This is a genomic window from Pseudoalteromonas sp. QJM3NY_12 (genome assembly GCF_056173165.1).
The window spans coordinates 2,595,266-2,620,827 of the sequence record NZ_CM149661.1 but is presented as its reverse complement, the minus strand read 5'-3'; the positions used below and the strand labels follow the sequence as shown (position 1 = coordinate 2,620,827).

Sequence of the window (25,562 nt, the reverse complement as noted above, 5' to 3'; positions counted from 1 at the left end):
GTCACCGTCTAATTTAAAAAGTAGGTATACTGTTACAATTATTTATTAGAATATTTAATAAATCGAATCTCGCAAAGCCGCCAAATGCGGCCATAATACTATGCGTAACTATACTTTGTGTTTAACCTGAACTCCGGATAATAAATCCATCTCAAGCAGCTATTTTCAGCGCTAACTGCGTTGAATTTACTTGCAATAGGCGAGCTATTGACGCGTAATTTCGCCTTGTTTTCACTAAAAATCTCTAGCTAGAGAAAAATAAGCACAAATATCTATTTTGACTCAATATGTTAGTAAATATCTTAACCAGAGTTCAGGTTATTTATTGTTATTCTCTAATAGCCAATTAATTGGCAAGGGTTAATTAGTTTTTTAAAGCAAGAAACATGCCCTAAAGTAGGTTAAGTGAAACTACATTAGCATACTGTGAGTGTGATACTAAATGCGCTGATCCACAAGACGTTGTTGCTAAGGTAGAGCCAGCAATGGCAAAATAAGCGCTTAACACTGTGTATTTCAAAATAAAGAATAGTAGGTAAGGTTTTAAATGGCTAAAGCGGCAAGAGTAGAGTTTGTTTGTACAGAATGTGGCATGAACTATCAACGCTGGCAAGGCCAGTGTCGCTGTGGCGCGTGGAACACTTTAGCAGAGTTTAAACCCTCTGCAGGGCAAAACAAAAAGGTAGCTGCTCGTGCAAGTGTAGGTGGCTATGCAGGCGGCATTGGTGGTGGCTATGCAGGCGGCATTGGTGGTGGTTCTAAAAAAATTAATGATGTAGCCACTGCAGAGGCTGAAAAACAGCTTACTGAAATTGGTGAACTAGATCGTGTGCTAAGTGGCGGTGTAACCACCGGCTCAGTTAATATTATTTCTGGCGATCCTGGGGCGGGTAAAACAACGCTGCTATCTGATTTAGTGGCAAGAATGTCTCAGCGTATGCCATCACTTTACTGTACTGCGGAGGAGTCTCTATCGCAGTTTAAAAACAGGGTTAACCGGTTAAAGCTTAATTACAACGAAGATGAACTTTATTTACTGTCTGAGACCAGTGTTGAAACCATTATTGAAGAGCTTGATAAAAACAAAATTAAATTTGCCGTTATTGACTCCATTCAAGCAGTTGTTACCGATACCGCAAATGGTAGCCCTGGTTCGCCTTCTCAGGTGAAAAGTGCTGCTCAGGCATTAACACAGTACTGTAAGCAAAACGACGTGACTATGTTTATTATTGCTCACGTAAATAAGAATAATGAAATAGCCGGCCCGCAAACTTTAGTACATATAGTTGATGCGCTTTTACATATTGATACCAACGATGGTCAAGTGCGCACCCTACGGGCTAATAAAAATCGCTTTGGTGATATAGATACTGTCGGTATTTTTAAAATGTGTGAACGCGGAATGCTCAGTGTTGATAACCCCAGTGAAATTTTCTTATCGGGTTCAACCACCGAGTCACCAGGGTCGACGATTACCTGTATTCGTAAGGGAAATCGTAATTTACTACTTGAAATTCAGTGTTTAACCACTGAAACCGAGGCAGAGTTTCCACAGCGAGTATGTGTTGGTTTAAATATGAACCGGATCAAAATGCTCACCGGTATTTTACGTAAGCACACCAAAACTAAAATATTCCACGATACGTTTTTTAATATTGTCGGTGGTTTAAAAATTGATGAATCAGAAACCTGTATTGACCTAGCGCTTGTTACTGCACTTTTGAGTAGTTTAAACGAATTCGTTGTTCCACGAACCACCTGTATTATGGGAGAGTTAAGTTTAAATGGTGATGTACGCCCAATCGACAGTGGTGTGCCCCGTGTTAAAGAAGCGGCGCAACATGGGTTTACTGAAATATTTATCCCATTTCGTAATTACCATAAATCCATGGAAGGGCTAGGTGCTAAAATAACGCCAGTTAAAACAGTGCACGAGCTACTTAGCTTAATAAATTAACGCTTACAGCGACTGCCGAGCAATGTTACTCTTTAGAGTAATACCGCTTATATACAGAATAAGGAAATAACATGAAGAAATTAGTGATTACAGCCGCGATTATTGCTGCAGGTGTGGGTGGCGTAAGCTATGCAAACTATGTAGCAACCCAAGAGGTACGCGCTGAGGTTGATAAGCAGTTGGCTTTGGTTAGCGAGCAAACAGGTGCAAGCTTTAACTATGCAGAGCTATCGGCGAGTGTTATTTCAAATAGTGTTGCTATTAGCAATATAGAAGTGACTAGCCCTGAGGGTAAAAATATTGCCACAGTTGAGCATGTGGAAGTAACAGGTTACGAAACCGATAAAATATCGCCACATACTGCTTTTACACTAAAGAATTTCCAATTTGATGAAGGTTTTGTTGCTACACTGCCTGCAGATACTAATGCACAACTTGCCTCGGCCAGCTATGATTTACACTCATCATTAGATTACGATGAGCAATCAGGTAACAGCGATATAGTTGTTAAACTGCACGCCAACGATATTGCCAGCATTGATATGAATATGGGACTGGCTAATTCTAAAGCGCTTATGGATGCTTCACTAGAAATAAGCAAAGCTCAGCAAACAGCAGGTGATACCCCGCTTACTTATGAGCAAGAGTTGCAACAGCAAACACTTATTATGCAAGCAATGAGCAAGTTAGAGCCACGTACTATGAGTGTAATGCTCGATAACCAAGGCGAGTTAAGTGGTTTGCTAGAAAGTGAATTAGCCAAACAAGGTATGACACTAGAGCAGATGCAAATGATGCTAGCTCAACAGTTACAGCAAGCGCCGGTAACCGAAGAAATAGCACAAGCATTAACTGACTTTGCTAAAGGCCTAAATTCGCTTAGTGTCTCGGCTAAACTACCGGAAGGTAAAACCATGATGGAAGTAAATCAGCAGCTAATGATATTAGCAGGGCAACCTGAAGAGCTGGTTAAGTTTATAAACTTAGAAGTTAAAGGCAAATAAGCACTAGTTATTAACCAGACTTTACATGTTAAATAATGAAAGCGTGAGTTTAGCTCGCGCTTTTTTGTGTCTTTATTAATTAAATATTATATATATTCGTAAAGTAACCTACTATTTTAAATGAAAGGTGATTGCTTGGATTCTGCTAAGGGACATGGGCTTGACGCTGCAGCTTTGCCTGCTTATTTTCTTCGCCTACTAAGTTACCAACTCGTAGCGTGATAAAGTCTCCCCTCGGTGAAACAAGTTTTAATTCTGAAATACAACAGCCCCTGGTAATTGGAGTTTTCTGTTTGAGTAAAAAAATAAAGTATTTGTGCATAATGTGGCTTGTTATTGTGTTTTCGATCCCATCTGTATTAGCTGCAGGTCCTGCTGTGCGTTTTGAGCGCTTATCAATAGAAAATGGGTTACCACAAAGTAGTGCAAAAGCGATTTTACAAGATCAGCAAGGGTTTTTATGGATCGGAACTGAGGAAGGCCTTGCGCGTTACGATGGTTATGAGTTTAAGGTCTTTAAAAAACAGAAAGATGATTTGTATTCGTTATCAAATAACTATATTAAGGTAATTACTCAAGGTAAAGACGGTGAATTATGGATAGGCACACGAGGAGGTGGTATTAACCGTTTTGATCCTACTACTGAGCGGTTTATCCGTTATATGCATGATCCAAACGATGCAAATAGTTTAAGCGATAACTCAGTGCACGCTATTACCCAAGACTCGCAAGGCAATATATGGATTGGAACAGATAAAGGTGGCCTGAATCGGTTTAACCCCAGTACCAAAAAGTTTACTCATTATCGCCATCAAGCTGATACTAAAAATAGTATTAGCGATGACGCGATTAGTGTTATAACTTCGGATGATAACGGCTCACTTTGGATAGGAACATGGAATGGGGGCCTTAACCATTTCAGTCCAAAAACAGGACTGTTTAGCCATTATAGTCATCAGCCTAATCAAATAAATAGTCTTAGCAATAATACTATTAGTGCCATTCATATAGATGATTTAGATAACTTGTGGATAGGAACACGTGGTAGCGGTTTAAGTTATTTTAATTTAGTAGAAAAAAAGTTTACCCATTATAAATATCAATCAAATAACGACAACAGTTTAAGTGATAACAATGTCGATGCAATTACGCCCGATAAACAAGGTAATCTATGGCTAGCTACGCTAGGTGGTGGGCTTAATTATTTTAATATTACCAAGAAACAATTTACTCATTATCGTTATGATGCAACAAATCCTAATAGTTTAAGCAACGATATTGTTAGAGCAATTATTTACGATCAGCATGATAACTTGTGGGTAGGAATGGACGGCGGAGGTCTCAATCGTTCAAATTCAATTGCTAGGCAGTTTACCCATTACAACCATCAAAGAACAGACCCTTACAGCCTTAGCCATAATATGATCAGAGCAATTACCCAAGACCGTGAGGGGTCATTATGGATAGGTACATGGGGAGGTGGGCTTAATAAATTTAATTCAGCTTCTGAGAAGTTTACTCATTATCGACATGATGACACCAGCAGCAACAGTTTAAACGACGATCGTATTTACGCAATAACCCAAGATAAGCAAGGCTATTTGTGGCTTGGGGCCGATCAAGGAGGGTTAAGTCGTTTTGATCCTTCAACAGAGAAATTTAAGCACTTCCGCCATGATCCAAGTAATATAAATAGTGTTCGTGGAGAAGCTATTAGTGTAATAACAGAAGATCGCGATGGATATTTATGGTTAGGCTCATGGCAAGGATTGAGTCGTTTTAATCCTCTTACTGAGCAGTTTGTTCACTACAATCATGATCCAAATAATAGTAATAGTTTAAATGATGATACCATCCGAGTGATCACCGAGGATCGTCGTGGTCACCTTTGGTTAGGTACATGGAAAGGAGTTAATCATTTTAATCCTGATACACAAACGTTTACTCACTTCACTCATCAAGATACTAACCCTCGAAGCTTAAGTCATAATACCGTCTACGCAATCAAAGAAGACCATTTAGGTAATATTTGGGTAGGGACAGCCAGTGGTTTAAATTTACTTGATAAGGCAACGGGAAGTTTCACTCATTATTTTGAAGAAGATGGCTTAGCAAATAATGTCATTTACCGAATTGAAGAAGATAATACTGGTATTTGGCTGAGCACTAACCAAGGGCTCTCGCACTTAAATACTAAAACAAAACGCTTTAAAAATTATAACGTTAGCGACGGCTTGCAGAGCAATGAATTTAATGCAGATGCCTCATTTAAAAGTAAAACGGGCGAGTTGTTTTTTGGTGGTATTAACGGGTTTAATCGTTTTTATCCAAATGATATTAAAATTGATAGTCGACCTCCAAAGGTGGTTTTTACTGATATGTTGCTGTCGAATAAGTCGGTACCAGTAGGTGAAGTTAAACGTAAAACGGCTACCCAAACAGAGATTGTGAATAACATTAGATCTGGATATAGCCTCGAAAAAGCAATTCACAGTACTTCTGAAATAACGTTAACTCATAAGCAAAACTTAGTTACTTTTGAGTTTAGTGGTCTGTATTTTTCTAATTCGAAAAAAAACCAATATGCATTTCAAATGGCTGGTTTAGATAACGAGTGGATAAAAACGGATTATAAAAACCGTCGTGCAACTTATACTAATTTACCTACTGGGGAGTATATTTTACGTGTTAAAGCGAGTAATCCTTATGGGGTTTGGAATGAAACTGCTACAGCATTAAAAATCAAAGTGCTACCGCCACCCTGGTTGTCGTGGTGGGCTTACACCGGTTATGTAGTCTTAGTTGTGTTGGCTATTTGGTTATTTGTGCGCGCGCAATATAAAAAAGTGCACTTTATTAAAAAAGTAAACGAGCAACTAGAGCTTAAAGTGGCAGAGCGTACTTTAGGGTTACAACAAGCGAATGCAGAGTTAGTAAAGTTAAGTGTTATCGACGAATTAACCGGACTCTACAATAGACGATTTTTAGCCAATAACTTACTTGCTGATATAGAGCTGGTCAATCGTAAATACTTTGAACACAGCGAGCAAAAAACACTAGCAACTATTAAAGATGCCGATCTAATTTTTTTCCTTATTGATATTGATCACTTTAAGCGAGTTAACGATGTTTATGGCCATACTGCCGGAGATGCCGTATTAATGCAGATAAAGGACGTTTTAAAGCAGATATTTAGAGAGTTAGATTATTGTGTTAGATGGGGCGGAGAGGAGTTTTTAGTCGTTGCACGTTTTTCAGAACGTAATAATGCCGCTGAATTAGCCGAAAGACTTAGAGCGGCTATAGAAAAACATACTTTTAAAATTAGTGATGGCGAAACGATTAATAAAACCTGCTCTATTGGGTTTGCAAGCTACCCATTTCTACCCAATAGGCCTCAAGCATTGAGTTGGGAGCGGGTCGTTGACATTGCTGATCATTGTTTATATGCCGCTAAGAACTCCAATCGAAATGCATGGATAGGGTTGGATAATATAAGTTGCGAGGCGGACGGTTTATTTGCCCAGATTACAGAGAACACAACTGCATTAATTGAGGCTAATCATCTGCAAGTAAAAAGCTCATTAAGCAAAAATATACAAATAAAGTGGCAATAAATAAAAAGCCGTACTTGATTATTCAAGTACGGCTTTTATTATTTTAGCTGATTATTTAGTGAAGAATACGAGCTCTAATTGTGCCCTCAACGGCACTAAGTTCTTTTAGTGCTACTTCAGATTGAACGGTATCTACGTCAATAACCACGTAACCAATCGCTTCATCCGTTTGTAAGTACTGCGCGGCAATATTAATACCGTGCTGAGCAAACGCTTGGTTAATTTGCGTTAGCACGCCAGGGCGGTTGTGATGCACGTGTAGCAAGCGGCTACGGTTGGCAAGTTCTGGCAATGATACTTCAGGGAAGTTAACTGCAGTAATGGTTGAGCCATTATCTGAGTACTTAGCGAGTTTACCTGCTACTTCAATACCAATGTTTTCCTGTGCTTCTTGAGTAGAACCCCCAATGTGCGGCGTTAAAATAACGTTGTCGAATTCACGTAGTGGCGAAATAAACTCTTCATCGTTTGATTTAGGCTCAACTGGGAATACATCAATGGCTGCACCGCTAAGTTTCTTCTCTGTTAGTGCTTCAGCTAGGGCGTCAATGTCAACCACAGTACCGCGAGAAGCATTAATTAAAATAGACCCTTGCTTCATCACGGCAAGCTCTGCTGTACCAATTAGGTTTTTAGTTTGCGGTGTCTCTGGAACATGTAAGCTAATAATATCAGCGCGTTGCAACAGCTGTGTTAAGTTATGCACTTGTGTAGCATTACCTAAAGATAGTTTGTCTTCAATGTCGTAATACTCCACGTTCATACCAATATTTTCAGCCATAATACCTAACTGAGTACCAATGTGGCCGTAACCAATAATACCTAAGGTTTTACCGCGTGCTTCAAACGAGCCATTGGCTGTTTTTAACCAGCCGCCACGATGGGCAGCGGCATTACGCTGTGGAATACCACGTAATAACAGCAGTATTTCGCCAAGTACAAGCTCAGCCACAGAGCGAGTATTTGAAAACGGTGCGTTAAATACCGCAATACCGCGCTCACGCGCTGCGTTTAAATCTACTTGGTTTGTACCAATACAAAAACAACCTACAGCAACTAGCTTTTCAGCTGCGTTTAATACAGATTCGTTAATATGAGTACGAGAACGAAGCCCTACAAAGTGCACATCTTTAATGCGCTCTATAAGTTCGTCCTCTGGCAACGATGTTTTAACGTAGTCGATATTGCTATAACCGTTACGTTTTAGCGTTTCAACAGCGCTTTGGTGAACACCTTCAAGCAAGAGAATTTTAATTTTGTCTTTTGCTAACGATACCTTACTCATAACCATATCCTATTTAATTTGTGGCCCATTTTTAGTGCCGATAATTACTTTATCAGCACCGCGCTCTGCAAATAGGCCGTTGGTGACTACGCCAACAATTTGATTTATTTGTGTTTCAAGCTGTTTAGCATGGGTAATTTTTAAATTATGTACGTCTAAAATAACGTTGCCGTTATCGGTTACAACACCCTGGCGATACACAGGATCACCACCTAGTTTTAATAACTCTCGGGCAACGTAGCTACGTGCCATCGGAATAACTTCAACCGGAAGAGGGAAGTCTCCTAAGGTATCGACTAGTTTTGTATCATCAACAATACATACAAACTGTTTTGCTACAGCTGCCACTATTTTTTCGCGGGTAAGCGCCGCACCGCCGCCTTTGATCATTTCATTTAAGGCGTTAATTTCATCTGCGCCATCAACGTATACATCAAGTGCTGCTACATCGTTAAGCTCAAACACTTCTATGCCAAGCTCTTTTAAGCGCGCTGTAGATGCTTCTGAACTTGATACTGCACCAACGATGGTGTCTTTAACTGTGCCTAGGGCATCAATAAAGTGATTAACGGTTGAGCCTGTACCTACACCTACTATGGTGTTTTCTTTTACAAACTCGAGTGCAGCCCACGCAGCTGCTTTTTTTAATTCATCTTGTGTCATTGTTGTCTGCTCATTGGTGTCAAAATAGGCTGTTAGTTTACAAGGTTAGTTGTTACCAACAGTAGGTTTTATCGGGTGTTATGATCGTTTTTAGTGGTACATCCCACGATTCAATCGGTAACTCATCGACTTGTTGGCACGCATGTGCGAGGCCAATAAGTTGCGGTTGTTGCCAGTGTTGTTCGTATAAACGTGCCAATGTTCTATCGTAAAACCCACCTCCCATTCCAAGGCGATTACCAAATTTATCAAATGCCACTAATGGCATTAAAACGTAATCAAGCTCAGGTAAGGGGCATATTTGAGAGCAGTTCAACTTAGGCTCCAAGATACCATAGCGATTTGCTCTCATGGGTGAGTTTTTTTCATAGCGTTGAAATAGTAAATTAGCCCCATTAAATGGATGAATTACGGGCAAGTAAATAGCCTGGTCAGTGTTCCATAATTCATTAATTAACAATGAGGTATCTAATTCTCCATCATTACTTAAATAAAGCGCGATATGACTTTTTTTGGCCGAATTTATGCTTTTTAAGTGTTGAATAAAATTCACTTTAAGCGATTCGGCGGCTAATTCTTGCTGTTTTTTTGATAGGTTATTACGTGCTTTACGAATATCGTGTCTTATTTGTGCGCGATTATTACTCATTAAATAACTTAACCGTAATTAAAAAGAGAATAAATTAGGAAATAATAAGTACATAGCAAGTACAATAAGCAATATTACGGCTGTAGAAATCAGCGAATATAAAACAAGGTTGCCGCGTTTTTTGGGCTCAGTAGAGAGGGGCTCATCAAGCATTAAATCGTCATCTTCCCATACTTCATTGTTTTCATCAGGTAATGATAATTCAACTTCAGGGAGGCGTTGCTCAATATCTTCTAGTTTTTCTTCAAGTCGAATTAGGCTACTGGTAATGTAATCTAGGGCGTCAAATAAGCGCTGATCTCGCTGGCTGTCGTAAGCTGCTTGAGGTGCCGTTTGTGTAGCCGCAGCTTGCTGAAGTTTGCTTTTAATCCCCAGCGTTGAAAGTAACTTAGCTTGCTTGAGTGCTTTATCTTTGGGGCAAGGGGCAAATAACGGTTTGCCATCAAAAAAAGCAGCCACTTTTTCTGGCGAGGTTTTCAGCTTTTCTGTCAGTGCAGTGGTCACTGCTTGGCTGTCTGCGCCTTCTGCAAGTCCTACAAATATAACACGAAAATTGTCGGCCATTTTTTATCCCTAATACGCTTTATTGTATAAGCAGAGTATATACCTAAAATGTTAAACAGTTCGAGACTGTTTTACGACTAACTTAGTACACATAGCAAAACGGCCCTAAAAAGGGCCGTTTAAATATTAGCTAAGTGGCTTATAGACCAGCTGCTGCGCGAAGTGCGTCTGCTTTATCTGTGCGTTCCCATGGGAATTCGTCACGACCAAAGTGGCCGTAAGCCGCTGTTGGAAGATAAATAGGGCGCTCAAGGTCAAGCATTTGAATTAGACCGTAAGGGCGTAAGTCAAAGTGTTCACGAATAAGTTCAATTAAACGCGCTTCTTCTAATTTACCTGTGCCAAATGTTTCAACACTGATAGAAGTAGGCTCTGCAACACCAATAGCGTAAGACACTTGAAGTTCACACTTATCAGCAAGGCCTGCAGCAACAATGTTTTTAGCAACGTAACGTGCAGCATAAGCCGCTGAGCGGTCAACTTTTGATGGATCTTTACCAGAGAAAGCACCACCACCGTGACGAGCCATGCCACCGTATGTATCTACAATGATTTTACGACCAGTTAAACCACAGTCACCCATTGGGCCACCAATAACAAAACGACCCGTTGGGTTAATGAAAAATTTAGTTGCGCTAGTAATAAGCTCAGCAGGAAGTACTGGCTTAATAATTGTTTCCATTACCGCTTCTACTAAGTCATTTTGCGATACATCTTCGCTGTGCTGAGTAGAAAGTACAACGGCATCAATACCTACTGGCTTGCCATTTTCGTATGCAAATGTAACTTGTGATTTTGCATCTGGACGTAACCAGTTAAGCTCGCCGCTTTTACGAACCTCAGCTTGGCGCTGTACTAAACGGTGAGAATAAGTAATTGGAGCAGGCATTAATACTTCAGTTTCGTTACATGCGTAACCAAACATTAAGCCTTGGTCGCCAGCGCCTTGCTCTTCAGGGCTTGTACGGTCAACACCTTGGTTAATGTCTGGAGACTGTTTACCAATAGTGTTTAAAATTGCACACGAATCGGCATCAAAGCCCATATCTGAGTGTGTGTAACCAATTTCACGTACTGTTTTACGTGTAATTTCTTCGATATCAACCCATGCGCTAGTCGTGATTTCACCACCAACCATAACCATACCGGTTTTAACGTAAGTTTCACACGCTACACGGGCATGAGAGTCTTGCTCTAGGATAGCATCAAGTACCGCATCAGAAATTTGATCGGCGATTTTATCCGGATGACCTTCAGAAACAGATTCAGAAGTAAATAAATGTTTTGCCATTGTAATTATGCTCACAAATATTGCGCTTCACAAACGTCGGTATTAGCGCTAAAAAATTAAGGCGCGTATTTTATCTAAAACAAGTGAACTTGCATAGTTTTTTTACGCCTAGACGTCTAAATAAAATATATAATAGTAAAAGGTTCTTAAAAAATATTCATAATGTCCTATTTTTATGGGTTTTTAATTGCACACAGCCCCTACAATAAGTAAGAATGGAGGTATATAAATACCCGCGCAAATACATATAAAGGTAGGAGAATTCATGCCATCTCGCAAAGAACTTGCAAATGCTATTCGCGTCTTGTCAATGGACGCAGTACAAAAGGCCAAATCTGGTCACCCTGGAGCCCCTATGGGCATGGCTGATATCGCAGAAGTATTATGGCGCGATTATCTAAAACATAACCCAACAAATCCAGAGTGGGCTGACCGAGATCGATTTATACTCTCAAATGGTCACGGTTCAATGCTAATTTATTCTCTATTGCATTTAAGTGGTTATGATTTACCACTGGACGAAATTAAAAACTTCCGCCAAATGCACTCTAAAACACCAGGCCACCCAGAATATGGATACGCGCCAGGAATTGAGACCACTACGGGTCCATTAGGTCAAGGGATCACAAATGCCGTAGGTATGGCAATTGCTGAAAAAGCATTAGCCGCTCAATTTAACCGTGAAGGCCATGACATTGTTGATCACCACACTTACGCATTTATGGGTGATGGTTGTTTAATGGAAGGTATTTCTCATGAAGCCTGTTCGCTTGCTGGCACATTAGGCCTAGGCAAGTTAGTGGCATTTTGGGATGACAACGGCATTTCAATCGACGGTGAAGTTGAAGGCTGGTTTAGCGATGACACACCAGCACGTTTTAAAGCATACGGCTGGCATGTAATTAGCGACGTTGATGGCCACGACAGCGATGCTGTAAGTGCTGCAATTAGCGAAGCCAAAAGCGTGACCGACAAACCAACGCTAATTTGTTGTAAAACAGTAATTGGATATGGCTCACCTAATAAATCAGGTAGCCACGACTGTCATGGCGCACCACTAGGTGATGACGAAATTAAAGCATCTCGCGAGTTTTTAGGTTGGACGGGTGATGCATTTGAAATCCCTGCTGACATTTACGCACAGTGGGATAACAAAGAAAAAGGCCAACAGCTTGAAGCAAGCTGGGACGAAAAATTTGCCGCATACGAGCAAGCATTCCCAGAGCTAGCAGCAGAATACAAACGCCGTACAAATTCAGATTTACCTGCTGATTGGGCTGAAAAGTCACAAGCGTATATTGAGCAGTTACAAGCAAACCCAGCAAATCCAGCATCACGTAAAGCATCGCAAAATGCATTAAACGCATTTGGTCCGTTACTACCTGAGTTTATGGGTGGCTCTGCCGATTTAGCAGGTTCAAACTTAACAATTTGGGATGGCTCTAAAGGCTTAACGGCAGACGATGCAAGTGGTAACTACGTTTACTACGGTGTGCGTGAGTTTGGTATGTCGGCAATTATGAACGGTATTGCACTTCATAAAGGCTTTATTCCTTACGGTGCAACGTTCTTAATGTTTATGGAATACGCACGCAATGCGGTTCGTATGGCTGCATTAATGAAGCAACCAAGCATTTTTGTATACACGCACGATTCAATTGGTTTAGGTGAAGATGGTCCAACTCACCAACCAGTAGAGCAAATTGCCAGCATGCGTTTAACGCCTAACCTTTACAACTGGCGCCCATGTGACCAAGTTGAGTCGGCAATTGCATGGCAACAAGCTATTGAACGTAAAGACGGTCCTACATCATTAATCTTTACTCGCCAAGGCTTAGAGCAACAAGCACGTGATGCACAGCAATTAAGCGACGTTAAAAAGGGTGGTTACATCCTAAGTTGTGACGGCAACCCAGAGCTTATTCTTATTGCTACCGGCTCTGAAGTACAACTAGCGCAAGACTCTGCAAAAGAGCTACGTGCGCAGGGTAAAAAGGTACGTGTTGTATCTATGCCGTGTACTGATGCGTTTGAAGATCAATCGCCTGAGTACAAAGAAAGCGTATTACCAGCAAGCGTTTCACGTCGCGTAGCGATTGAAGCGGGTATTGCTGATTACTGGTACAAGTACGTAGGTCTAAATGGCGCCGTAGTCGGTATGACCACCTTTGGCGAGTCGGCACCAGCTAACGAGCTATTTGAATTCTTCGGCTTCACCGTAGAAAACATCGTTAACAAAGCAAACGCATTGTTTTAAGCGACTGCTTTAACATTTAAAAGCCCGCGCTGTGTATAACAGGGCGGGCTTTTTTATGAGTTGTACTTTTATCACTGCCTCTAAAGCGCAGTGTTTCTAGCCCTCTTTGTGCATAAATCATTAAAAATTTATTTGAACACAGAGAAGTAAATGAGAAGAAAATGAGGCAATACAAAACCTAAATTACAAAGTCAATTCTGCTGTTTGATCACTTCTCTAAAGCGTAGCGTCTCATAGTCCTCTTTGTGCACAAATCATTAAAAGACCTGTTCGAAAAGTTTAGCCCGTTGCTCGAAGCAAATTCCCCTATAAAGTCGTTCATTTTTAATCTTTTGGCTGCTAAGTGAGTAATTTTCACAGCACTTAACTTGCAAGGTTTTTGTGTATCAGGCACTGTGGAGGTAGCAAAATTATAAATTAATAACAGGAGTTAACATGCCAAAGTTCGATAACGTTAGTGTGGTTAAAAAAGCCAATGTATATTTTGATGGCAAAGTATCAAGCCGAACTGTGCTTTTAGGAAATGGTGAAGCGAAAACCTTGGGTTTTATGCAACCCGGTGAATTTGAGTTTAATACCAACCAAAAAGAGTGCATGGAATTACTTGCAGGGCAGTGGGATGTGTTATTACCAGGTGAAAGCGAGTGGAAAACATTTAATGCGGGTGAGTCATTTAATGTTGATGCTAATGTTAGCTTTCATGTAAAAGTAAGTGATTTTGCAGATTATTGTTGTTCATACACAGATTAATTACATAATTGGTTGAATTATCAGCACCTCTGAAAAGCCGCTATCACGCGGCTTTTTGCATACTTAATGCTAAATGAATGATCTAAATCAGGTGGGGTAATAAATAATTGCTAAATTTAGCTATTTTCTCTTGTGTTAATTCGTTTAGCCCCCAATACTAACTATGAGGTAACATAAAAAAGGATACCCTATGAAAATTAATCTTTCTGGTCACCATGTTGACGTTACTGATTCTATTAAAGAACACATTAACGAAAAGTTTTCTAAAATTGAGAGTCATTTTCCATCATTGATAGCGCTCGACATTATTCTTTCAAAAGAGCATCACAAGTTCCAAGCAGAAATTAGTACTAATTATGAAGGTGCGCGAATATCGGTTAAAGGGGAAAACGAGGTTATGTACCCAGCTATTTCCAGCGCAGCTAAAAAACTCGATGCCGCACTAAAGCATCGTAAAGGGCAAATAAAAGCGAACTTACATGAAAAGCCTGTAAGTACCACACCTGAAATAGCACATGAAATCATCCAAGAGATGGATTTAAATTAATAACTAACAATGTGTTATTTTTAAAAAGAGCCTAAGGGCTCTTTTTTATTGTCTGTAAATTAGGTAAGTTATGCATTCACACAGTTTATTAATGATTAAAATTAATAATAAAAGCACATAACACACCAAATTTGAGAAGTTAATGCAGTACACACAAAGCACATGGAAGTCTAGGTTAGGGGCGCTCGGCCCGGGTATTTTAATGGCCACCGCTGCCATTGGTGGCTCACACTTAGTTGCATCGACCCAAGCTGGCGCATTATTTGGCTGGCAGCTATTTTGGCTTATTGTGGTGGTTAACGTTTTAAAGTACCCGTTTTTTCGTTTTGGTATGGAGTACACACTCGCTACTAAAAATAGTTTAGTCGAAGGATATAAAAACCAAGGGCCTGGCTATTTTTACAGTTTTATTGCCCTCAATATTATTGCCGCTGTGGTAAATACCGCGGGCGTATTGTTGCTTACGGCGAGCTTATTACACTACGCATTACCTATTAGTATTCCTGTTACCTTATTGTGCTGGTTAATATTGGCTGTGTGTTTAATTATATTATTACTAGGGCACTTTAAAGCGCTCGATAACGTTGCAAAAGCTATTATGGGGCTACTTACTATAGCAACCATAACCGCATTAGTTATTGCTATAAATAACGGCCCTGTAGCTCCTGTAAACTATGTTGGCCCCTCACCATATGAACTTGCCATGTTAGGCTTTATGGTTGCCTTAATGGGCTGGATGCCAGCGCCTATTGAAATTTCGGCTCTGAGCTCGTTGTGGCTTAAAGAAAAACAAGCTCAGCAAAGTGTGACTAAAAGCCAAGGCTTATTCGACTTTAATGTAGGTTATTGGTTAACCGCCGGGCTTGCGCTGGTATTTTTTAGTTTAGGTGCGTTAGTGCAATATGGGCAAAGCAGTAATATAGAGCTTGGCGGTGTCGCCTTTGCTAAACAGCTGATTGATATGTACGCATTGACTATTGGCGAGTGGGCAAGGCCTTTGGTATCTGCCATCGCGTTTTTGTGTATGTTTGGCACCACACTCACCGTGCTTGACGGTTACGCCCGCACACTTAACGAATCGCATAAACTTCTTGGTTTTAAGCAATCAAAACACAGCTTAAATACGTGGCTTATATTACAAGCGTTGGCTGGTATGGCGGTGATCTTATTTTTCAAATCAGCCCTTGGGCCCATGCTTACCTTTGCCATGACGCTTGCGTTTGTAACTACACCCGTTTTTGCATGGCTTAACTTCAGCCTAGTTCGCTCAGAGCCTGCGATTAAACACAGTCTACTTTTGCGTGGCTTAACCTGGTTAGGCTTGGTGTACTTGGTTGGTTTTGCTGTTGCGTTTGTAGTGTGGAAGTTGATGTGATTTTATATTCGAGGTTCGAGGTGAAAGGTACAAATCAAACAACCTCTGCATAAATATCGGCTAGTTTGGACCACGATAGCCTACGGTGGGCGAGAATTGGCCTGTCAAAAGTAATAGCTAGGTGAAAAAGATGATCATACTTGAAAGCCAAGTATTTAAAACAATCCCTAAGTCTCCAGAACAGAGCTGTATTTTTTTAAATAATACGCAAACAGATAAAGTTGTTGATGGTACTTATTTGGAGCTTTGTATTAAAGCAGGTTGTAAATACCTTGTCTTTATGACGGATGACATTCCTTACGAGGATATGCTTCATATCCATCTCTTGAATGAGCGCCTTGATATTATTGATTCAGCTACGATTGGTAGCATGTATTCAACGGGAGCTTTTCGAAATTATAATATTCAAAACTCGAACACGTTAACTTTTCATTTTATTGGCGATACTAAATGGAAAATAGAAATACTAGATAGTAAGGAGTTCTTATTTCCTCTTATTTCTTCACTTAAAGGGGTTTCGAGAAAGAATATTTTTTATCAATATTTTAAAATTTATAACAACCCTTCGTTATAAACCTTGTAACTTTAAATTGTCCTAGGTAATCATTATCTTATGTTTAATCTACAAGGAAGAAACTATGATATTTAATATGCTCATTACAGACAACTTCGCATCATTTTATGATAAGGATAAAGAAGTACATATTTTTATTGATAGTTTTGATAATCAAAAGTTTGAGATGCGAATAGGGGGCTTAGAACACTCGAAATCAGTCGGTAGCGTTTTAGCTTCTAGTCATGATGAGTTAAATATAAGGTTATTAGCGCTTTATATTAAATATTAATACACGGAGAAATGAGTTGAAAATGGAAATAAGAACAGGCGAGCTTTCAAACCCACACGTTATAAAGTTACTACAAGCGCATCATAACGATATGCTAAAGCACTCACCTGTTGAGAGTGTACATGCACTTGATGTGAGTAAACTCACTCAGCCCAACATAACATTTTATAGCTTATGGATTGATAATAATTTAGCGGGTGTAGGTGCATTAAAAGCGCTCAATACAACTCATGGCGAAATTAAATCAATGCGTACCTCAAGTAACTATTTACGCCAAGGCATGGCGGCTAAGTTACTCACGCATATTATTAAGCAAGCAGCACTGCGAGGTTACAAAACAATAAGCTTAGAAACTGGAACAGCAGAAGCATTTTTGCCCGCACAAAAGCTCTACGTCCAATTTGGTTTTAAAGAGTGTGAACCGTTTGGGAATTATGAACTAGATCCGTATAGCCTGTTTATGAGTAAATCGGTTTAAACTAAAATGACCGAGAAGTAACGTTTTGTAGTTATATGATTTAAATATTATCCGCATGGCTCTTCAGAGCGAGAAGCGGTCATTTAGGTGAGTCGTCATTTACTTAGTAAGAAAGAAGGAAGCTTTCCTCTTTTTTATACGCTCAGATAAACTACAAGAGGAATAATATTTATAGCTGGTAATAACTTACACTATTTGCTAAAAATAGAAGCTCATGAAATATGGACGTTTTCGCGCTAGAATAGGGAAAGTGTCCTCTGATAAAGTTGTTATTTGAATAGGAGCTTTCAATGGACGAGGTAGTCAAAAATCGCTTCGAAGAATATCCCGAAAAAGTTCGGCTACGACTTGAGGAGTTACGAACTTTAATCCTCAAGCTGGCATCCGATTTGGAGCTAGGTGAAGTCGAAGAGTCACTGAAATGGGGTGAGCATAGTTATAGTGTAAAAACAGGCAGCCCAATTCGAACTGATTGGAAGTTGAAATCGCCAAACCAATACTACTTGTTCTTCAACTGCCAAACTAAGTTAATCGATACATTTAGAGAGCTGCACAATGACACACTCGAATTTCAAGGTAATAGAGCAATCGTATTAAGTTTATCTAGTTCGTTGCCTGAGGCGGAAATCAAGAACTGCTTAGAGCTAGCTTTAACCTATCAGCAGCGAAAGCATTTGCCACTTTTAGGCGCTTAATAGGTAATCACATATAAAGCGCTCAACTCGCTCCTTTCGGTCACTACCTGTTAGCTTAGCGTTACTAATGTCCGTAATTGGCACTGAGCTGCCATAGATATTAACTATCAACTCAGCTCTTTTATTGCTCTACTTATCCCATCTAAACTCAGCGCATACATTCTGTTATCCATCAGCTGCTTTATAAAGTCAATTGATTGATAGTACGGCCAATGCTCAACCGGCTGTGGGTTGAGCCACGCGACTTTATCAAAGTGATTAGTGATTCGGTTTAACCATGCACTGCCGGGTTCTTCATTCCAATGTTCTACTGAGCCGCCAGGGTAGGCAATTTCATACGGGCCCATAGTGGCATCACCAACAAATATAACTTTGTAGTCGCTGGTAAACTTGTTAATGAGCGTCATGGTGTCAATAACGTTTGAGTGGCGGCGTTGGTTATCTTGCCAAACGTGTTCGTATAAACAGTTATGAAAGTAGTAAAACTCTAAATGTTTAAACTCGCTGTGGGCGGCGCTAAATAACTCTTCACAGGTGTGAATGTAGTCATCCATTGAACCGCCAATATCAAACAGCATCAATACTTTTACCGCGTTATGGCGCTCGGGGGCCATTTTTACATCGAGCATGCCGCCTTGCTTGGCGGTCGCGCGAATAGTCTCGTTTAAATCAAGGGTGTCGCTTGCGCCAGTACGAGCAAATTTGCGTAGTTTTTTAAGTGCCAGCTTTATGGTACGTGAACCAATTTCGCGGTCAGAATCGAGGTTACGGTATTCGCGCTTATCCCACACTTTTACTGCTTGGCGATTGCGGTTGCCGTCTTGACCAATACGTACACCCTCAGGGTTATAGCCGTATGCCCCAAAAGGCGAGGTGCCGCCTGTACCTACCCACTTATTGCCGCCAGCATGGCGTTTTTGCTGTTCTTCTAAACGCTCTTTTAGGGTTTTCATTAGCTCGTCGAGCCCACCCATGGCTTTTAGTTGGGCTTTTTCTTCATCGCTTAGGTGCTTTTCAAACTCTTTACGCAACCAATCTTCAGGTAAGTTGTGTTGCTGTTTTAAGCTCTCGAGTAGGTCTAAGTCGGCAATACCGCTAAAGTAATCGCTAAAGGCTTTATCGAACCGGTCAAAATGGGTTTCGTCTTTTACCATAATAGTGCGCGCTAAATGATAAAACCCGTCTACATCAGCAAATATAACGCCTTGTTTTAAAGCGTTAATTAAATCGAGTAGCTCTCTTAGGCTCACTGGTAAGCGGTATTCTCGTAATTTGAAGAAAAACTGTACTAACATGTTAGCGACGGCTCATAAACGCAAGTTTTTCGATTAGGCTTATGTCTTGCTCGTTTTTAAGCAGCGCACCAAACATCGGCATTAAACCGCCTTTTTGCGCTTTATCGTGCAGGGTTTTGGCGTCTATATCTTCAGCCATTAATAGTTTTAACCAATCCAGTAATTCGCTGGTAGATGGCTTCTTTTTAAGGCCGTTGGCTTCACGTAAGTTAAAAAATACTTCTAGCGCTTGGCGAACTAAATCTTGTTTAACATGCGGGTAGTGCACATCAATAATTTGCTGCATTTCGTCGCTATTTGGAAAATCAATATAATGGAAAAAGCAGCGGCGTAAAAACGCATCAGGCAGCTCTTTTTCATTGTTTGATGTGATGATCACAATAGGGCGCTCTTTGGCCACGATACGCTCACCGGTTTCGTATACATGAAATTCCATTTTATCGAGTTCGAGTAGTAAATCGTTTGGAAACTCAATATCGGCTTTGTCTATTTCGTCAATAAGCAGTACTGGGCGTTTGCCGTTTAATTCAGCGTACATAAAGGCTTGCCACAGCTTACCTTTAACTATGTAGTTGCTAATATTGTGAACGCGCTCATCACCTAGCTGGCTGTCGCGCAAACGCGATACTGCATCGTACTCGTACAAACCTTGCTGCGCTTTAGTGGTTGATTTTATATGCCACTGAATAAGCTCAGTATCTAAACTTTTCGCTAACTCTTCGGCCAGCATGGTTTTACCTGTGCCAGGCTCGCCTTTAATTAAAAGCGGTTTTTGCAGCATAATAGCGGCGTTTACGGCCTGTTTTAATGCTGAGCTTGCGATGTAATTATCAGTAGAATTAAATTGCACGGGTTATCCTTTATCTGGTCTGAGCAGTAATTATTATGCGTTATAATGCCATAGTTAATCGGCTTCACCAAGGTAGGCAAAACGGGCGATAGTTTTACCGTCTTTTTCTACAGTTTCGGTAAACATACTTAGTGGGCGTGCCCATATGCCGTATTCACCGTATAAGGCTTGGTAAATAACCAATTGCTCGTTGGTTTCGCTGTGAGTCGCCACATGCATAACTTTATATTGTGGGCCTTTGTAGTGTTGATATAAACCCAGTTTTAGTGCTGTAGTCATAGTCTGTTATCTTGTATAATTTGCCTTCGCTTTTTATTATGCCAAAGAATACAGCAATACTATGAATTATATTTCTCTTGATGATTACAAAAAAGCCTGGGTATTTCGCCACAAAGATATTCCGGTTTCAGATATTGATGCAGCCAATATTAAACCAATGACCAGCGAGCGTGCCGCCGTACTGTGGACAACCATGGTGAGTCGTGAACATGATCATCCAGACTTTTTTGATAAAACCGATTGGTGCGCGCAAGAGCAAAACTTTAGCCAAGAAATTAATTGGGAAGATGCGTGGGAAAGCGAAGAACCCCAATTTCCAGAAGCTATTTTGAACCACTTAGATTGGCAGGCTAATACCACAGTGTATTTTTGCATGGCACGCGACAATATTATCGAAACGACATTTGATGTGTTTAAACGTAACTGGCAAAACTTTATGTTTTTATCTGATGGCAGCTTATTAATAGGTAAAAAGCGCAGTACTATGGTGCAATTTTTAGAATCAGGTATTGCAAAATTAGGTGAAAAGCCAAGCGCTTAAATTACTACAAGTGCTTAAAAACTGTGCATTACTGTGTTATAAAACAGTATTAAAATGTTTTTTTGAGTACAGCGATTGGTTGCTAAAAATAAGCAGTTTAACACAAGCCAGCAAGTTGAAATGTGGCAAACTGATGCACAAAAAGTGCTTTACGCACAATTATGCAATGCTTTTTATCAGCGTGAAGTTCAGCGCTTAGTGGCTGAACCTAATGGTGACCGTTTACGCAGGCAATTAAAAAGTCTGCCTTATTATATTGAACGTGCCGCAACACGTGTAGCTAATGCACCATTGCCTTTTACGCTTGATGCGCAAAATGGAGGCTGGCTTGAAAAGCAAAAACCAACACCGCCAGAGGCTAATCCTTCAGCGAATGAACTTTTTTATCAAGCGCATGCCAAAGTAGGGCTAATAATTCCAGTATTATTACAAAGTCACGGTCAAATTCGGGTTAGAATAGACAGCATTGATCAAGTAGCTGATACGCAACTGCATTGTAATGAACTTGGCTGGTTTGATTTTTTAGGCCAAGGACTTGAGCAGCAAAGTGCGCAACTGCTTAAACCTAGTAAAACGAGCCTTGCAGCGGCGTGTTGTGGCCACCAGTGGCAGTTTTCAAAGCGTAGCACGCCACGGGTTTTGTCACTACGGGAAATGTTACTAGCTGCCAATATTAATTGGCGCAATGTTAAGCGGCCGCTAGCATAAGTAGATAATTAAAAATTAAAATAAGGAGTGTTTAATGCGATTTTTTCAATTTGGCTTGTTGTGCTTAGCACTTTTTATCCAGTATCGCCTTTGGTTTGGTCATAACGGGGTGCAAGACTACACCCGTTTAAAAAATGCGGTGGCATCGCATCAACAAACTAACGAAAAACTAATAAAGCGTAATAAAGTATTAAAAGCGGATATAGAAGATTTAAAGCTCGGCCACGAAGGCATTGAAGAGCGTGCCCGCAACGAATTAGGAATGATTAAACCGGACGAAACCTTTATTCGTGTTTTACCGGCTCAACACCATGACAAATAAACAAACTATTGCTGCTATTGTTCCTGCCGCAGGTGTTGGCAGTCGAATGCAACACACAACACCAAAGCAATATATTTCCTTAGCAGGGAAAACCATTCTAGAGCATACGCTCGCTAAGTTATCGCAGTTACCGCAGTTAAACTCTATAGTGGTGGCTCTGAGCGAAACCGACCCCTACTTTGACGACCTTACGCTAGCTGATCCTCGCATTGTGCGTGCTATTGGCGGTAAAGAGCGCGCAGATTCAGTGTTAAACAGTTTATTGTTTTTAGCTGCCAACCCACCTGCTTGGGTTTTGGTGCATGACGCTGCAAGACCTTTAGTCGATATTGCTGATATAGCGCGCTTAATCGCACAGTGCATGCAGGCTGATGAAGGCGGCATTTTAGCCAGCAAAGTAAAAGACACTATAAAACGAGGGCAAAGCCATGCGCAGCAAACTGTGCCTCGTGATGATTTATGGCAAGCGCTTACTCCGCAACTGTTTAAATATGACGAGCTTAAAACGGCATTGCAAAGTGCGCTTAACAGCGGTGCAACCATTACTGATGAAGCCAGTGCAATGGAGTGGGCAAATAAGCCGGTAAAGCTGGTAGCAGGGCGTAGTGATAATATTAAAATCACCACCCCAGAAGATTTAGATTTAGCAGGCTTTTTACTGCAAAAACAAAATAATGAGAGTGCAAAATGATACGAATAGGCCATGGTTTTGACGTACATAAATTTGGAGGCCAAGGGCCTTTAACTATCTGCGGCGAAAAAATTGATTATCCACAAGGCTTTTTAGCACACTCAGATGGTGATGTAGCTATTCATGCCTTATGTGACGCTATTTTAGGATCATTAGCGCTGGGCGATATTGGTAAGCACTTTCCGGATACGGCCAGTGAATATGAAAATATTGATAGCCGTATTTTACTTCGCCATGTAGTGAACCTAGCCAAGCAACAAGGTTATGTATTGGGCAATGCGGATGTCACTATTGTGGCACAAGCACCAAAAATGCTGCCGCACATTCAAGCGATGCGTGGCAACCTTGCCAGTGATTTAAATGCCGAGCTTTCACAGGTAAATGTAAAAGCTACTACTACCGAAAAGCTCGGTTTTGAGGGGCGTAAAGAAGGCATTTCAAGCCATGCCGTGGTCATTATGAGCAAACAAAACGCATGAGCGAATTAAATTATTTATATGGCGCGCCGCTTTCCAAAGCCGACTTTAAAACCACCGCAGAAGACTTTATGGTTGATGAGGATCTCGGTATAGAGTTTACCGGCAGTGGCGAACATGTGTGTTTGCAAGTGGTTAAAAAGGGTGAAAACACCCAATATGTTGCCAAGCTGATTGCACAAAAAGCGGGTGTATCGCCACGTGATGTAAGCTATGCCGGTATGAAAGACCGCCATGGAGTATGCTCGCAGTGGTTTAGCGTAAAAGTACCGATTAAAAAGCATATTGATTTTACTGAGCTGAACAGTGAAAGCGTATTTGTGGTATCGCAGCAGCGCCATGAGCGAAAATTGCGCACTGGTTGCCATAAAGGAAATAGATTTACTATTACCTTGCGCAATGTAACCGAGCCGCTTGATATTTTATGCCGTATAAACGCGGTACGCGCAGGTGTGCCTAACTATTTTGGTGAACAGCGCTTTGGTCGTGATGGACACAACCTAGTGATGGCCGAAAAAATGTTTGCCGGTGAGCGTATTCGCGATAAAAAGCTGCGAGGCATTATTATTTCTGCTGCGCGTTCACATGTGTTTAATCAAATTGTTAGTTTACGCGTGGCTGAGCATGGCCTTGCTAAAACCATGCATCGCGAAGTATTTATGCTCAGTGGCAGTAATGCATTTTTTGAAGATGCGATAAGTGATGAAAATATTGCACGGCTTGCCTCTGGCGACATTATGATGTCGGCGCCCATGGTGGGCAAAAGTGAAAAAGGCTTAACCGAACAAGAAAAAACATGGTTGGCACCGTATCAAGCATGGTGTGATGGCTTAGGGGATTTAGGGCTTAAAAACGAGCGTAGAATGCTGCGTTTAATACCCCAAGAGCTAAGCATAGAAACGCTTGATGAACGCACATTAAAACTCAGCTTTGGTTTACCCAAAGGCTGTTTTGCAACGGCTTTACTGCGCGAACTGGTCGATTATACTGATGCCAGCCCTCGCGAGCGAAAAGAAAAGGATACCGCAGATGAAGATTCTATTAAGTAATGATGATGGTGTTAATGCCAAAGGTATTGCTGTTTTATATCAAGCATTAACACAAATTGCTGAGGTAACGCTGGTTGCTCCAGATAGAAATTGTAGTGGTGCTAGTAATTCACTAACGCTAATGAATCCGCTGCGTGCCACAACGCTCGACAACGGTTTTATGTCGGTAAACGGTACACCCACTGATTGTGTGCATTTAGGTGTTAATCAATTAGTGGATGAAAAACCCGATTTGGTTGTTGCTGGTATTAATCATGGCGGTAATTTAGGCGATGATACGCTTTACTCTGGTACAGTTGCTGCGGCGACTGAAGGCCGTCATTTAGGCTTACCAGCAATTGCGGTATCTTTGTGCTCTCATCATGGTGAGCATTTTGAAACAGCGGCAGCCGTTACTGTAAATATTATTAAAGGGCTTGCCTCGCATCCGTTGCCGAAAGATCAGATCATTAATATTAATGTTCCCGATATTCCGCTCTCTGAGCTTAAAGGCGTTCAGGTAACTCGTTTAGGAGCTCGTCACAAAGCAGAAACTATGACCAAGCAAACCGATCCATGGGGACGCGATATTTTTTGGTATGGATCGCTAGGGCTTGAAAGCGACGCCGGTGAAGGTACTGACTTTTATGCGGTTAATAATGGCTATGCATCAGTGACCCCGTTAAGCGTTGATATGACCGCCAAAGACAGTATTAAAGCCGTGGGAGAGTGGTTAGCCGAGTTGGAGATTAACCGTGCTGGCTAATTATACTCGCAGTGCACAAGCACTTTCAGACCTTTTACAGCGAGATGGCGTAGAAGACAAAGAGGTTTTAAAAGCGATTGCGCAAATTCCTCGGCATATATTTATTGATGATGTACTCAAGCATAAAGCGTATCAGAATACCGCGTTACCGATAGGGCAAGGGCAAACTATTTCTCAGCCTTATATTGTTGCGCGCATGACCGAGCTAATGCGATTAGCCGGTGTGCAACATAAGGTGTTAGAAATAGGCACAGGGTCGGGCTATCAAACGGCGGTTTTGGCTAAAACCTTTGATAAGGTATATTCGGTAGAGCGTATTAAAGCCTTACAATGGCAAGCTAAACGCCGATTACACCAGCTTGATTTGTACAATGTCACCATGAAACATGGCGATGGTTGGCAAGGCTGGCAGTCACAAGCGCCATTTGATGGCATTATCGTGACTGCTGCGGCAACCACCATTCCCCCCGAGTTACTCGCACAACTTGCTGATGGAGGCGTATTACTGGCCCCTATTGGTGAGGAAGAACAAAAATTAACCATGGTTATTCGCCAAGGCGATAACTTTACAGAGCATGTAATTGCGCCAGTAAGATTTGTACCTTTAGTCCCTGGTGATATTGAATAGG

27 protein-coding genes are annotated in these 25,562 nt (G+C 41.0%); 19 read left to right on the top strand and 8 right to left on the bottom strand.

What is annotated here, in order from left to right; translation table 11 throughout:
* Positions 1-547: 547 nt before the first annotated feature.
* From radA to AC0VZ5_RS12320, 3 genes are all read left to right on the top strand, one after another.
* Positions 548-1,957, top strand: coding sequence for a DNA repair protein RadA (gene radA, locus AC0VZ5_RS12330; protein ID WP_475473056.1), 1,410 nt, complete (start codon positions 548-550; stop codon positions 1,955-1,957).
* Between the two features lie 71 nt (positions 1,958-2,028).
* Entirely contained in the window at positions 2,029-2,961 is a 933-nt protein-coding gene (locus AC0VZ5_RS12325) for a hypothetical protein (protein ID WP_475473055.1), read from the top strand.
* Positions 2,962-3,254: 293 nt separating this feature from the next.
* A complete protein-coding gene (locus tag AC0VZ5_RS12320) occupies positions 3,255-6,578 on the top strand; it encodes a ligand-binding sensor domain-containing diguanylate cyclase (protein WP_198523601.1) in 3,324 nt (1,107 codons plus the stop codon).
* 55 nt (positions 6,579-6,633) lie between these two features.
* On the opposite strand, the gene serA is transcribed toward AC0VZ5_RS12320, so the two are convergent.
* The 5 genes from serA to metK all read right to left on the bottom strand — a co-directional run bounded on the left by serA (position 6,634) and on the right by metK (position 11,030).
* Positions 6,634-7,863, bottom strand: coding sequence for a phosphoglycerate dehydrogenase (serA, locus tag AC0VZ5_RS12315; protein WP_055013065.1), 1,230 nt, complete (start codon positions 7,861-7,863; stop codon positions 6,634-6,636).
* Between the two features lie 9 nt (positions 7,864-7,872).
* Positions 7,873-8,526: a ribose-5-phosphate isomerase RpiA gene (gene rpiA, locus AC0VZ5_RS12310; RefSeq protein ID WP_138609384.1), complete on the bottom strand. Its 654-nt coding sequence runs from the start codon at positions 8,524-8,526 to the stop codon at positions 7,873-7,875.
* Positions 8,527-8,578: 52 nt separating this feature from the next.
* Positions 8,579-9,175, bottom strand: a complete 597-nt coding sequence (locus AC0VZ5_RS12305) for a 5-formyltetrahydrofolate cyclo-ligase (protein WP_138609382.1) — start codon at positions 9,173-9,175, stop codon at positions 8,579-8,581.
* Positions 9,176-9,193: 18 nt separating this feature from the next.
* A complete protein-coding gene (locus AC0VZ5_RS12300; RefSeq protein WP_475473052.1) occupies positions 9,194-9,739 on the bottom strand; it encodes a hypothetical protein in 546 nt (181 codons plus the stop codon).
* Positions 9,740-9,878: 139 nt separating this feature from the next.
* On the bottom strand, positions 9,879-11,030 hold the full coding sequence (gene metK / locus AC0VZ5_RS12295) for a methionine adenosyltransferase (RefSeq protein WP_008110316.1): 1,152 nt from the start codon (positions 11,028-11,030) through the stop codon (positions 9,879-9,881).
* Positions 11,031-11,295: 265 nt separating this feature from the next.
* Between metK and tkt the strand changes: the two genes are divergently transcribed.
* From tkt to AC0VZ5_RS12255, 8 genes are all read left to right on the top strand, one after another.
* A complete protein-coding gene (gene tkt, locus AC0VZ5_RS12290) occupies positions 11,296-13,287 on the top strand; it encodes a transketolase (protein ID WP_010387727.1) in 1,992 nt (663 codons plus the stop codon).
* Between the two features lie 435 nt (positions 13,288-13,722).
* Positions 13,723-14,037, top strand: coding sequence for a pyrimidine/purine nucleoside phosphorylase (ppnP, locus tag AC0VZ5_RS12285; RefSeq protein ID WP_010387728.1), 315 nt, complete (start codon positions 13,723-13,725; stop codon positions 14,035-14,037).
* A gap of 190 nt (positions 14,038-14,227) precedes the next feature.
* A complete protein-coding gene (hpf, locus tag AC0VZ5_RS12280) occupies positions 14,228-14,584 on the top strand; it encodes a ribosome hibernation-promoting factor, HPF/YfiA family (RefSeq protein ID WP_008110321.1) in 357 nt (118 codons plus the stop codon).
* Positions 14,585-14,726: 142 nt separating this feature from the next.
* A complete protein-coding gene (locus AC0VZ5_RS12275) occupies positions 14,727-15,959 on the top strand; it encodes an NRAMP family divalent metal transporter (RefSeq protein WP_475473049.1) in 1,233 nt (410 codons plus the stop codon).
* A 130-nt stretch (positions 15,960-16,089) separates the two neighbouring features.
* On the top strand, positions 16,090-16,533 hold the full coding sequence (locus tag AC0VZ5_RS12270; protein ID WP_475473047.1) for a hypothetical protein: 444 nt from the start codon (positions 16,090-16,092) through the stop codon (positions 16,531-16,533).
* 64 nt (positions 16,534-16,597) lie between these two features.
* The gene (locus AC0VZ5_RS12265; RefSeq protein ID WP_475473046.1) at positions 16,598-16,804 is read left to right on the top strand and encodes a hypothetical protein; all 207 of its coding nucleotides are present in this window, start codon (positions 16,598-16,600) and stop codon (positions 16,802-16,804) included.
* Positions 16,805-16,826: 22 nt separating this feature from the next.
* Positions 16,827-17,282, top strand: coding sequence for a GNAT family N-acetyltransferase (locus AC0VZ5_RS12260; protein WP_475473045.1), 456 nt, complete (start codon positions 16,827-16,829; stop codon positions 17,280-17,282).
* A gap of 290 nt (positions 17,283-17,572) precedes the next feature.
* Positions 17,573-17,977, top strand: coding sequence for a DUF1801 domain-containing protein (locus tag AC0VZ5_RS12255; RefSeq protein WP_138596076.1), 405 nt, complete (start codon positions 17,573-17,575; stop codon positions 17,975-17,977).
* Positions 17,978-18,084: 107 nt separating this feature from the next.
* Here AC0VZ5_RS12255 and AC0VZ5_RS12250 read toward each other — a convergent pair whose 3' ends face one another.
* From AC0VZ5_RS12250 to AC0VZ5_RS12240, 3 genes are read right to left on the bottom strand one after another with little or no spacing between them, the layout of a single operon-like run.
* Positions 18,085-19,272, bottom strand: coding sequence for a vWA domain-containing protein (locus tag AC0VZ5_RS12250; RefSeq protein WP_475473043.1), 1,188 nt, complete (start codon positions 19,270-19,272; stop codon positions 18,085-18,087).
* Between the two features lies 1 nt (position 19,273).
* Positions 19,274-20,122 carry an AAA family ATPase gene (locus AC0VZ5_RS12245; RefSeq protein WP_008464234.1) on the bottom strand — a complete coding sequence of 283 codons (849 nt, stop codon included), beginning with the start codon at positions 20,120-20,122 and terminating at the stop codon, positions 19,274-19,276.
* 54 nt (positions 20,123-20,176) lie between these two features.
* Positions 20,177-20,401: a DUF1653 domain-containing protein gene (locus AC0VZ5_RS12240; protein WP_008110327.1), complete on the bottom strand. Its 225-nt coding sequence runs from the start codon at positions 20,399-20,401 to the stop codon at positions 20,177-20,179.
* 61 nt (positions 20,402-20,462) lie between these two features.
* Between AC0VZ5_RS12240 and AC0VZ5_RS12235 the strand changes: the two genes are divergently transcribed.
* The 8 genes from AC0VZ5_RS12235 (at position 20,463) to AC0VZ5_RS12200 (ending at position 25,561) form a co-directional block, all read left to right on the top strand.
* Positions 20,463-20,942, top strand: a complete 480-nt coding sequence (locus tag AC0VZ5_RS12235) for a DUF2947 domain-containing protein (protein WP_178956473.1) — start codon at positions 20,463-20,465, stop codon at positions 20,940-20,942.
* Positions 20,943-21,017: 75 nt separating this feature from the next.
* Complete coding sequence (locus tag AC0VZ5_RS12230) at positions 21,018-21,650, top strand: hypothetical protein (RefSeq protein ID WP_054201789.1); 633 nt, start codon at positions 21,018-21,020, stop codon at positions 21,648-21,650.
* A gap of 34 nt (positions 21,651-21,684) precedes the next feature.
* Positions 21,685-21,972, top strand: a complete 288-nt coding sequence (gene ftsB / locus AC0VZ5_RS12225; protein WP_008110330.1) for a cell division protein FtsB — start codon at positions 21,685-21,687, stop codon at positions 21,970-21,972.
* Positions 21,962-22,663 (top strand): 2-C-methyl-D-erythritol 4-phosphate cytidylyltransferase, encoded by a 702-nt coding sequence (ispD, locus tag AC0VZ5_RS12220; protein ID WP_475473040.1) that lies wholly within the window; start codon positions 21,962-21,964, stop codon positions 22,661-22,663. Before ftsB ends, ispD begins: the two co-directional genes overlap by 11 nt.
* Positions 22,660-23,142 carry a 2-C-methyl-D-erythritol 2,4-cyclodiphosphate synthase gene (ispF, locus tag AC0VZ5_RS12215; protein ID WP_008464226.1) on the top strand — a complete coding sequence of 161 codons (483 nt, stop codon included), beginning with the start codon at positions 22,660-22,662 and terminating at the stop codon, positions 23,140-23,142. The genes ispD and ispF overlap by 4 nt, the downstream gene beginning before the upstream one ends.
* Positions 23,139-24,188, top strand: coding sequence for a tRNA pseudouridine(13) synthase TruD (truD, locus tag AC0VZ5_RS12210; protein WP_138594111.1), 1,050 nt, complete (start codon positions 23,139-23,141; stop codon positions 24,186-24,188). The genes ispF and truD overlap by 4 nt, the downstream gene beginning before the upstream one ends.
* The gene (surE, locus tag AC0VZ5_RS12205) at positions 24,169-24,933 is read left to right on the top strand and encodes a 5'/3'-nucleotidase SurE (protein WP_010387748.1); all 765 of its coding nucleotides are present in this window, start codon (positions 24,169-24,171) and stop codon (positions 24,931-24,933) included. Before truD ends, surE begins: the two co-directional genes overlap by 20 nt.
* A complete protein-coding gene (locus AC0VZ5_RS12200) occupies positions 24,923-25,561 on the top strand; it encodes a protein-L-isoaspartate(D-aspartate) O-methyltransferase (RefSeq protein WP_138609357.1) in 639 nt (212 codons plus the stop codon). Before surE ends, AC0VZ5_RS12200 begins: the two co-directional genes overlap by 11 nt.
* Position 25,562: the final 1 nt, after the last annotated feature.

Excerpts from the sequence above, each read along its gene's own strand:
- radA (WP_475473056.1), top strand. The coding sequence starts at position 548 with ATGGCTAAAGCGGCAAGAGTAGAGTTTGTTTGTACAGAATGTGGCATG.
- AC0VZ5_RS12300 (WP_475473052.1), bottom strand. The coding sequence starts at position 9,739 with ATGGCCGACAATTTTCGTGTTATATTTGTAGGACTTGCAGAAGGCGCA.
- rpiA (WP_138609384.1), bottom strand. The coding sequence starts at position 8,526 with ATGACACAAGATGAATTAAAAAAAGCAGCTGCGTGGGCTGCACTCGAG.
- tkt (WP_010387727.1), top strand. The coding sequence starts at position 11,296 with ATGCCATCTCGCAAAGAACTTGCAAATGCTATTCGCGTCTTGTCAATG.
- AC0VZ5_RS12255 (WP_138596076.1), top strand. The coding sequence starts at position 17,573 with ATGGACGAGGTAGTCAAAAATCGCTTCGAAGAATATCCCGAAAAAGTT.
- ppnP (WP_010387728.1), top strand. The coding sequence starts at position 13,723 with ATGCCAAAGTTCGATAACGTTAGTGTGGTTAAAAAAGCCAATGTATAT.
- surE (WP_010387748.1), top strand. The coding sequence starts at position 24,169 with ATGAAGATTCTATTAAGTAATGATGATGGTGTTAATGCCAAAGGTATT.
- serA (WP_055013065.1), bottom strand. The coding sequence starts at position 7,863 with ATGAGTAAGGTATCGTTAGCAAAAGACAAAATTAAAATTCTCTTGCTT.
- hpf (WP_008110321.1), top strand. The coding sequence starts at position 14,228 with ATGAAAATTAATCTTTCTGGTCACCATGTTGACGTTACTGATTCTATT.
- AC0VZ5_RS12260 (WP_475473045.1), top strand. The coding sequence starts at position 16,827 with ATGGAAATAAGAACAGGCGAGCTTTCAAACCCACACGTTATAAAGTTA.
- AC0VZ5_RS12235 (WP_178956473.1), top strand. The coding sequence starts at position 20,463 with ATGAATTATATTTCTCTTGATGATTACAAAAAAGCCTGGGTATTTCGC.
- AC0VZ5_RS12325 (WP_475473055.1), top strand. The coding sequence starts at position 2,029 with ATGAAGAAATTAGTGATTACAGCCGCGATTATTGCTGCAGGTGTGGGT.
- AC0VZ5_RS12240 (WP_008110327.1), bottom strand. The coding sequence starts at position 20,401 with ATGACTACAGCACTAAAACTGGGTTTATATCAACACTACAAAGGCCCA.
- truD (WP_138594111.1), top strand. The coding sequence starts at position 23,139 with ATGAGCGAATTAAATTATTTATATGGCGCGCCGCTTTCCAAAGCCGAC.
- AC0VZ5_RS12305 (WP_138609382.1), bottom strand. The coding sequence starts at position 9,175 with ATGAGTAATAATCGCGCACAAATAAGACACGATATTCGTAAAGCACGT.
- ispD (WP_475473040.1), top strand. The coding sequence starts at position 21,962 with ATGACAAATAAACAAACTATTGCTGCTATTGTTCCTGCCGCAGGTGTT.
- ftsB (WP_008110330.1), top strand. The coding sequence starts at position 21,685 with ATGCGATTTTTTCAATTTGGCTTGTTGTGCTTAGCACTTTTTATCCAG.
- ispF (WP_008464226.1), top strand. The coding sequence starts at position 22,660 with ATGATACGAATAGGCCATGGTTTTGACGTACATAAATTTGGAGGCCAA.
- metK (WP_008110316.1), bottom strand. The coding sequence starts at position 11,030 with ATGGCAAAACATTTATTTACTTCTGAATCTGTTTCTGAAGGTCATCCG.
- AC0VZ5_RS12250 (WP_475473043.1), bottom strand. The coding sequence starts at position 19,272 with ATGTTAGTACAGTTTTTCTTCAAATTACGAGAATACCGCTTACCAGTG.
- AC0VZ5_RS12275 (WP_475473049.1), top strand. The coding sequence starts at position 14,727 with ATGCAGTACACACAAAGCACATGGAAGTCTAGGTTAGGGGCGCTCGGC.
- AC0VZ5_RS12265 (WP_475473046.1), top strand. The coding sequence starts at position 16,598 with ATGATATTTAATATGCTCATTACAGACAACTTCGCATCATTTTATGAT.
- AC0VZ5_RS12270 (WP_475473047.1), top strand. The coding sequence starts at position 16,090 with ATGATCATACTTGAAAGCCAAGTATTTAAAACAATCCCTAAGTCTCCA.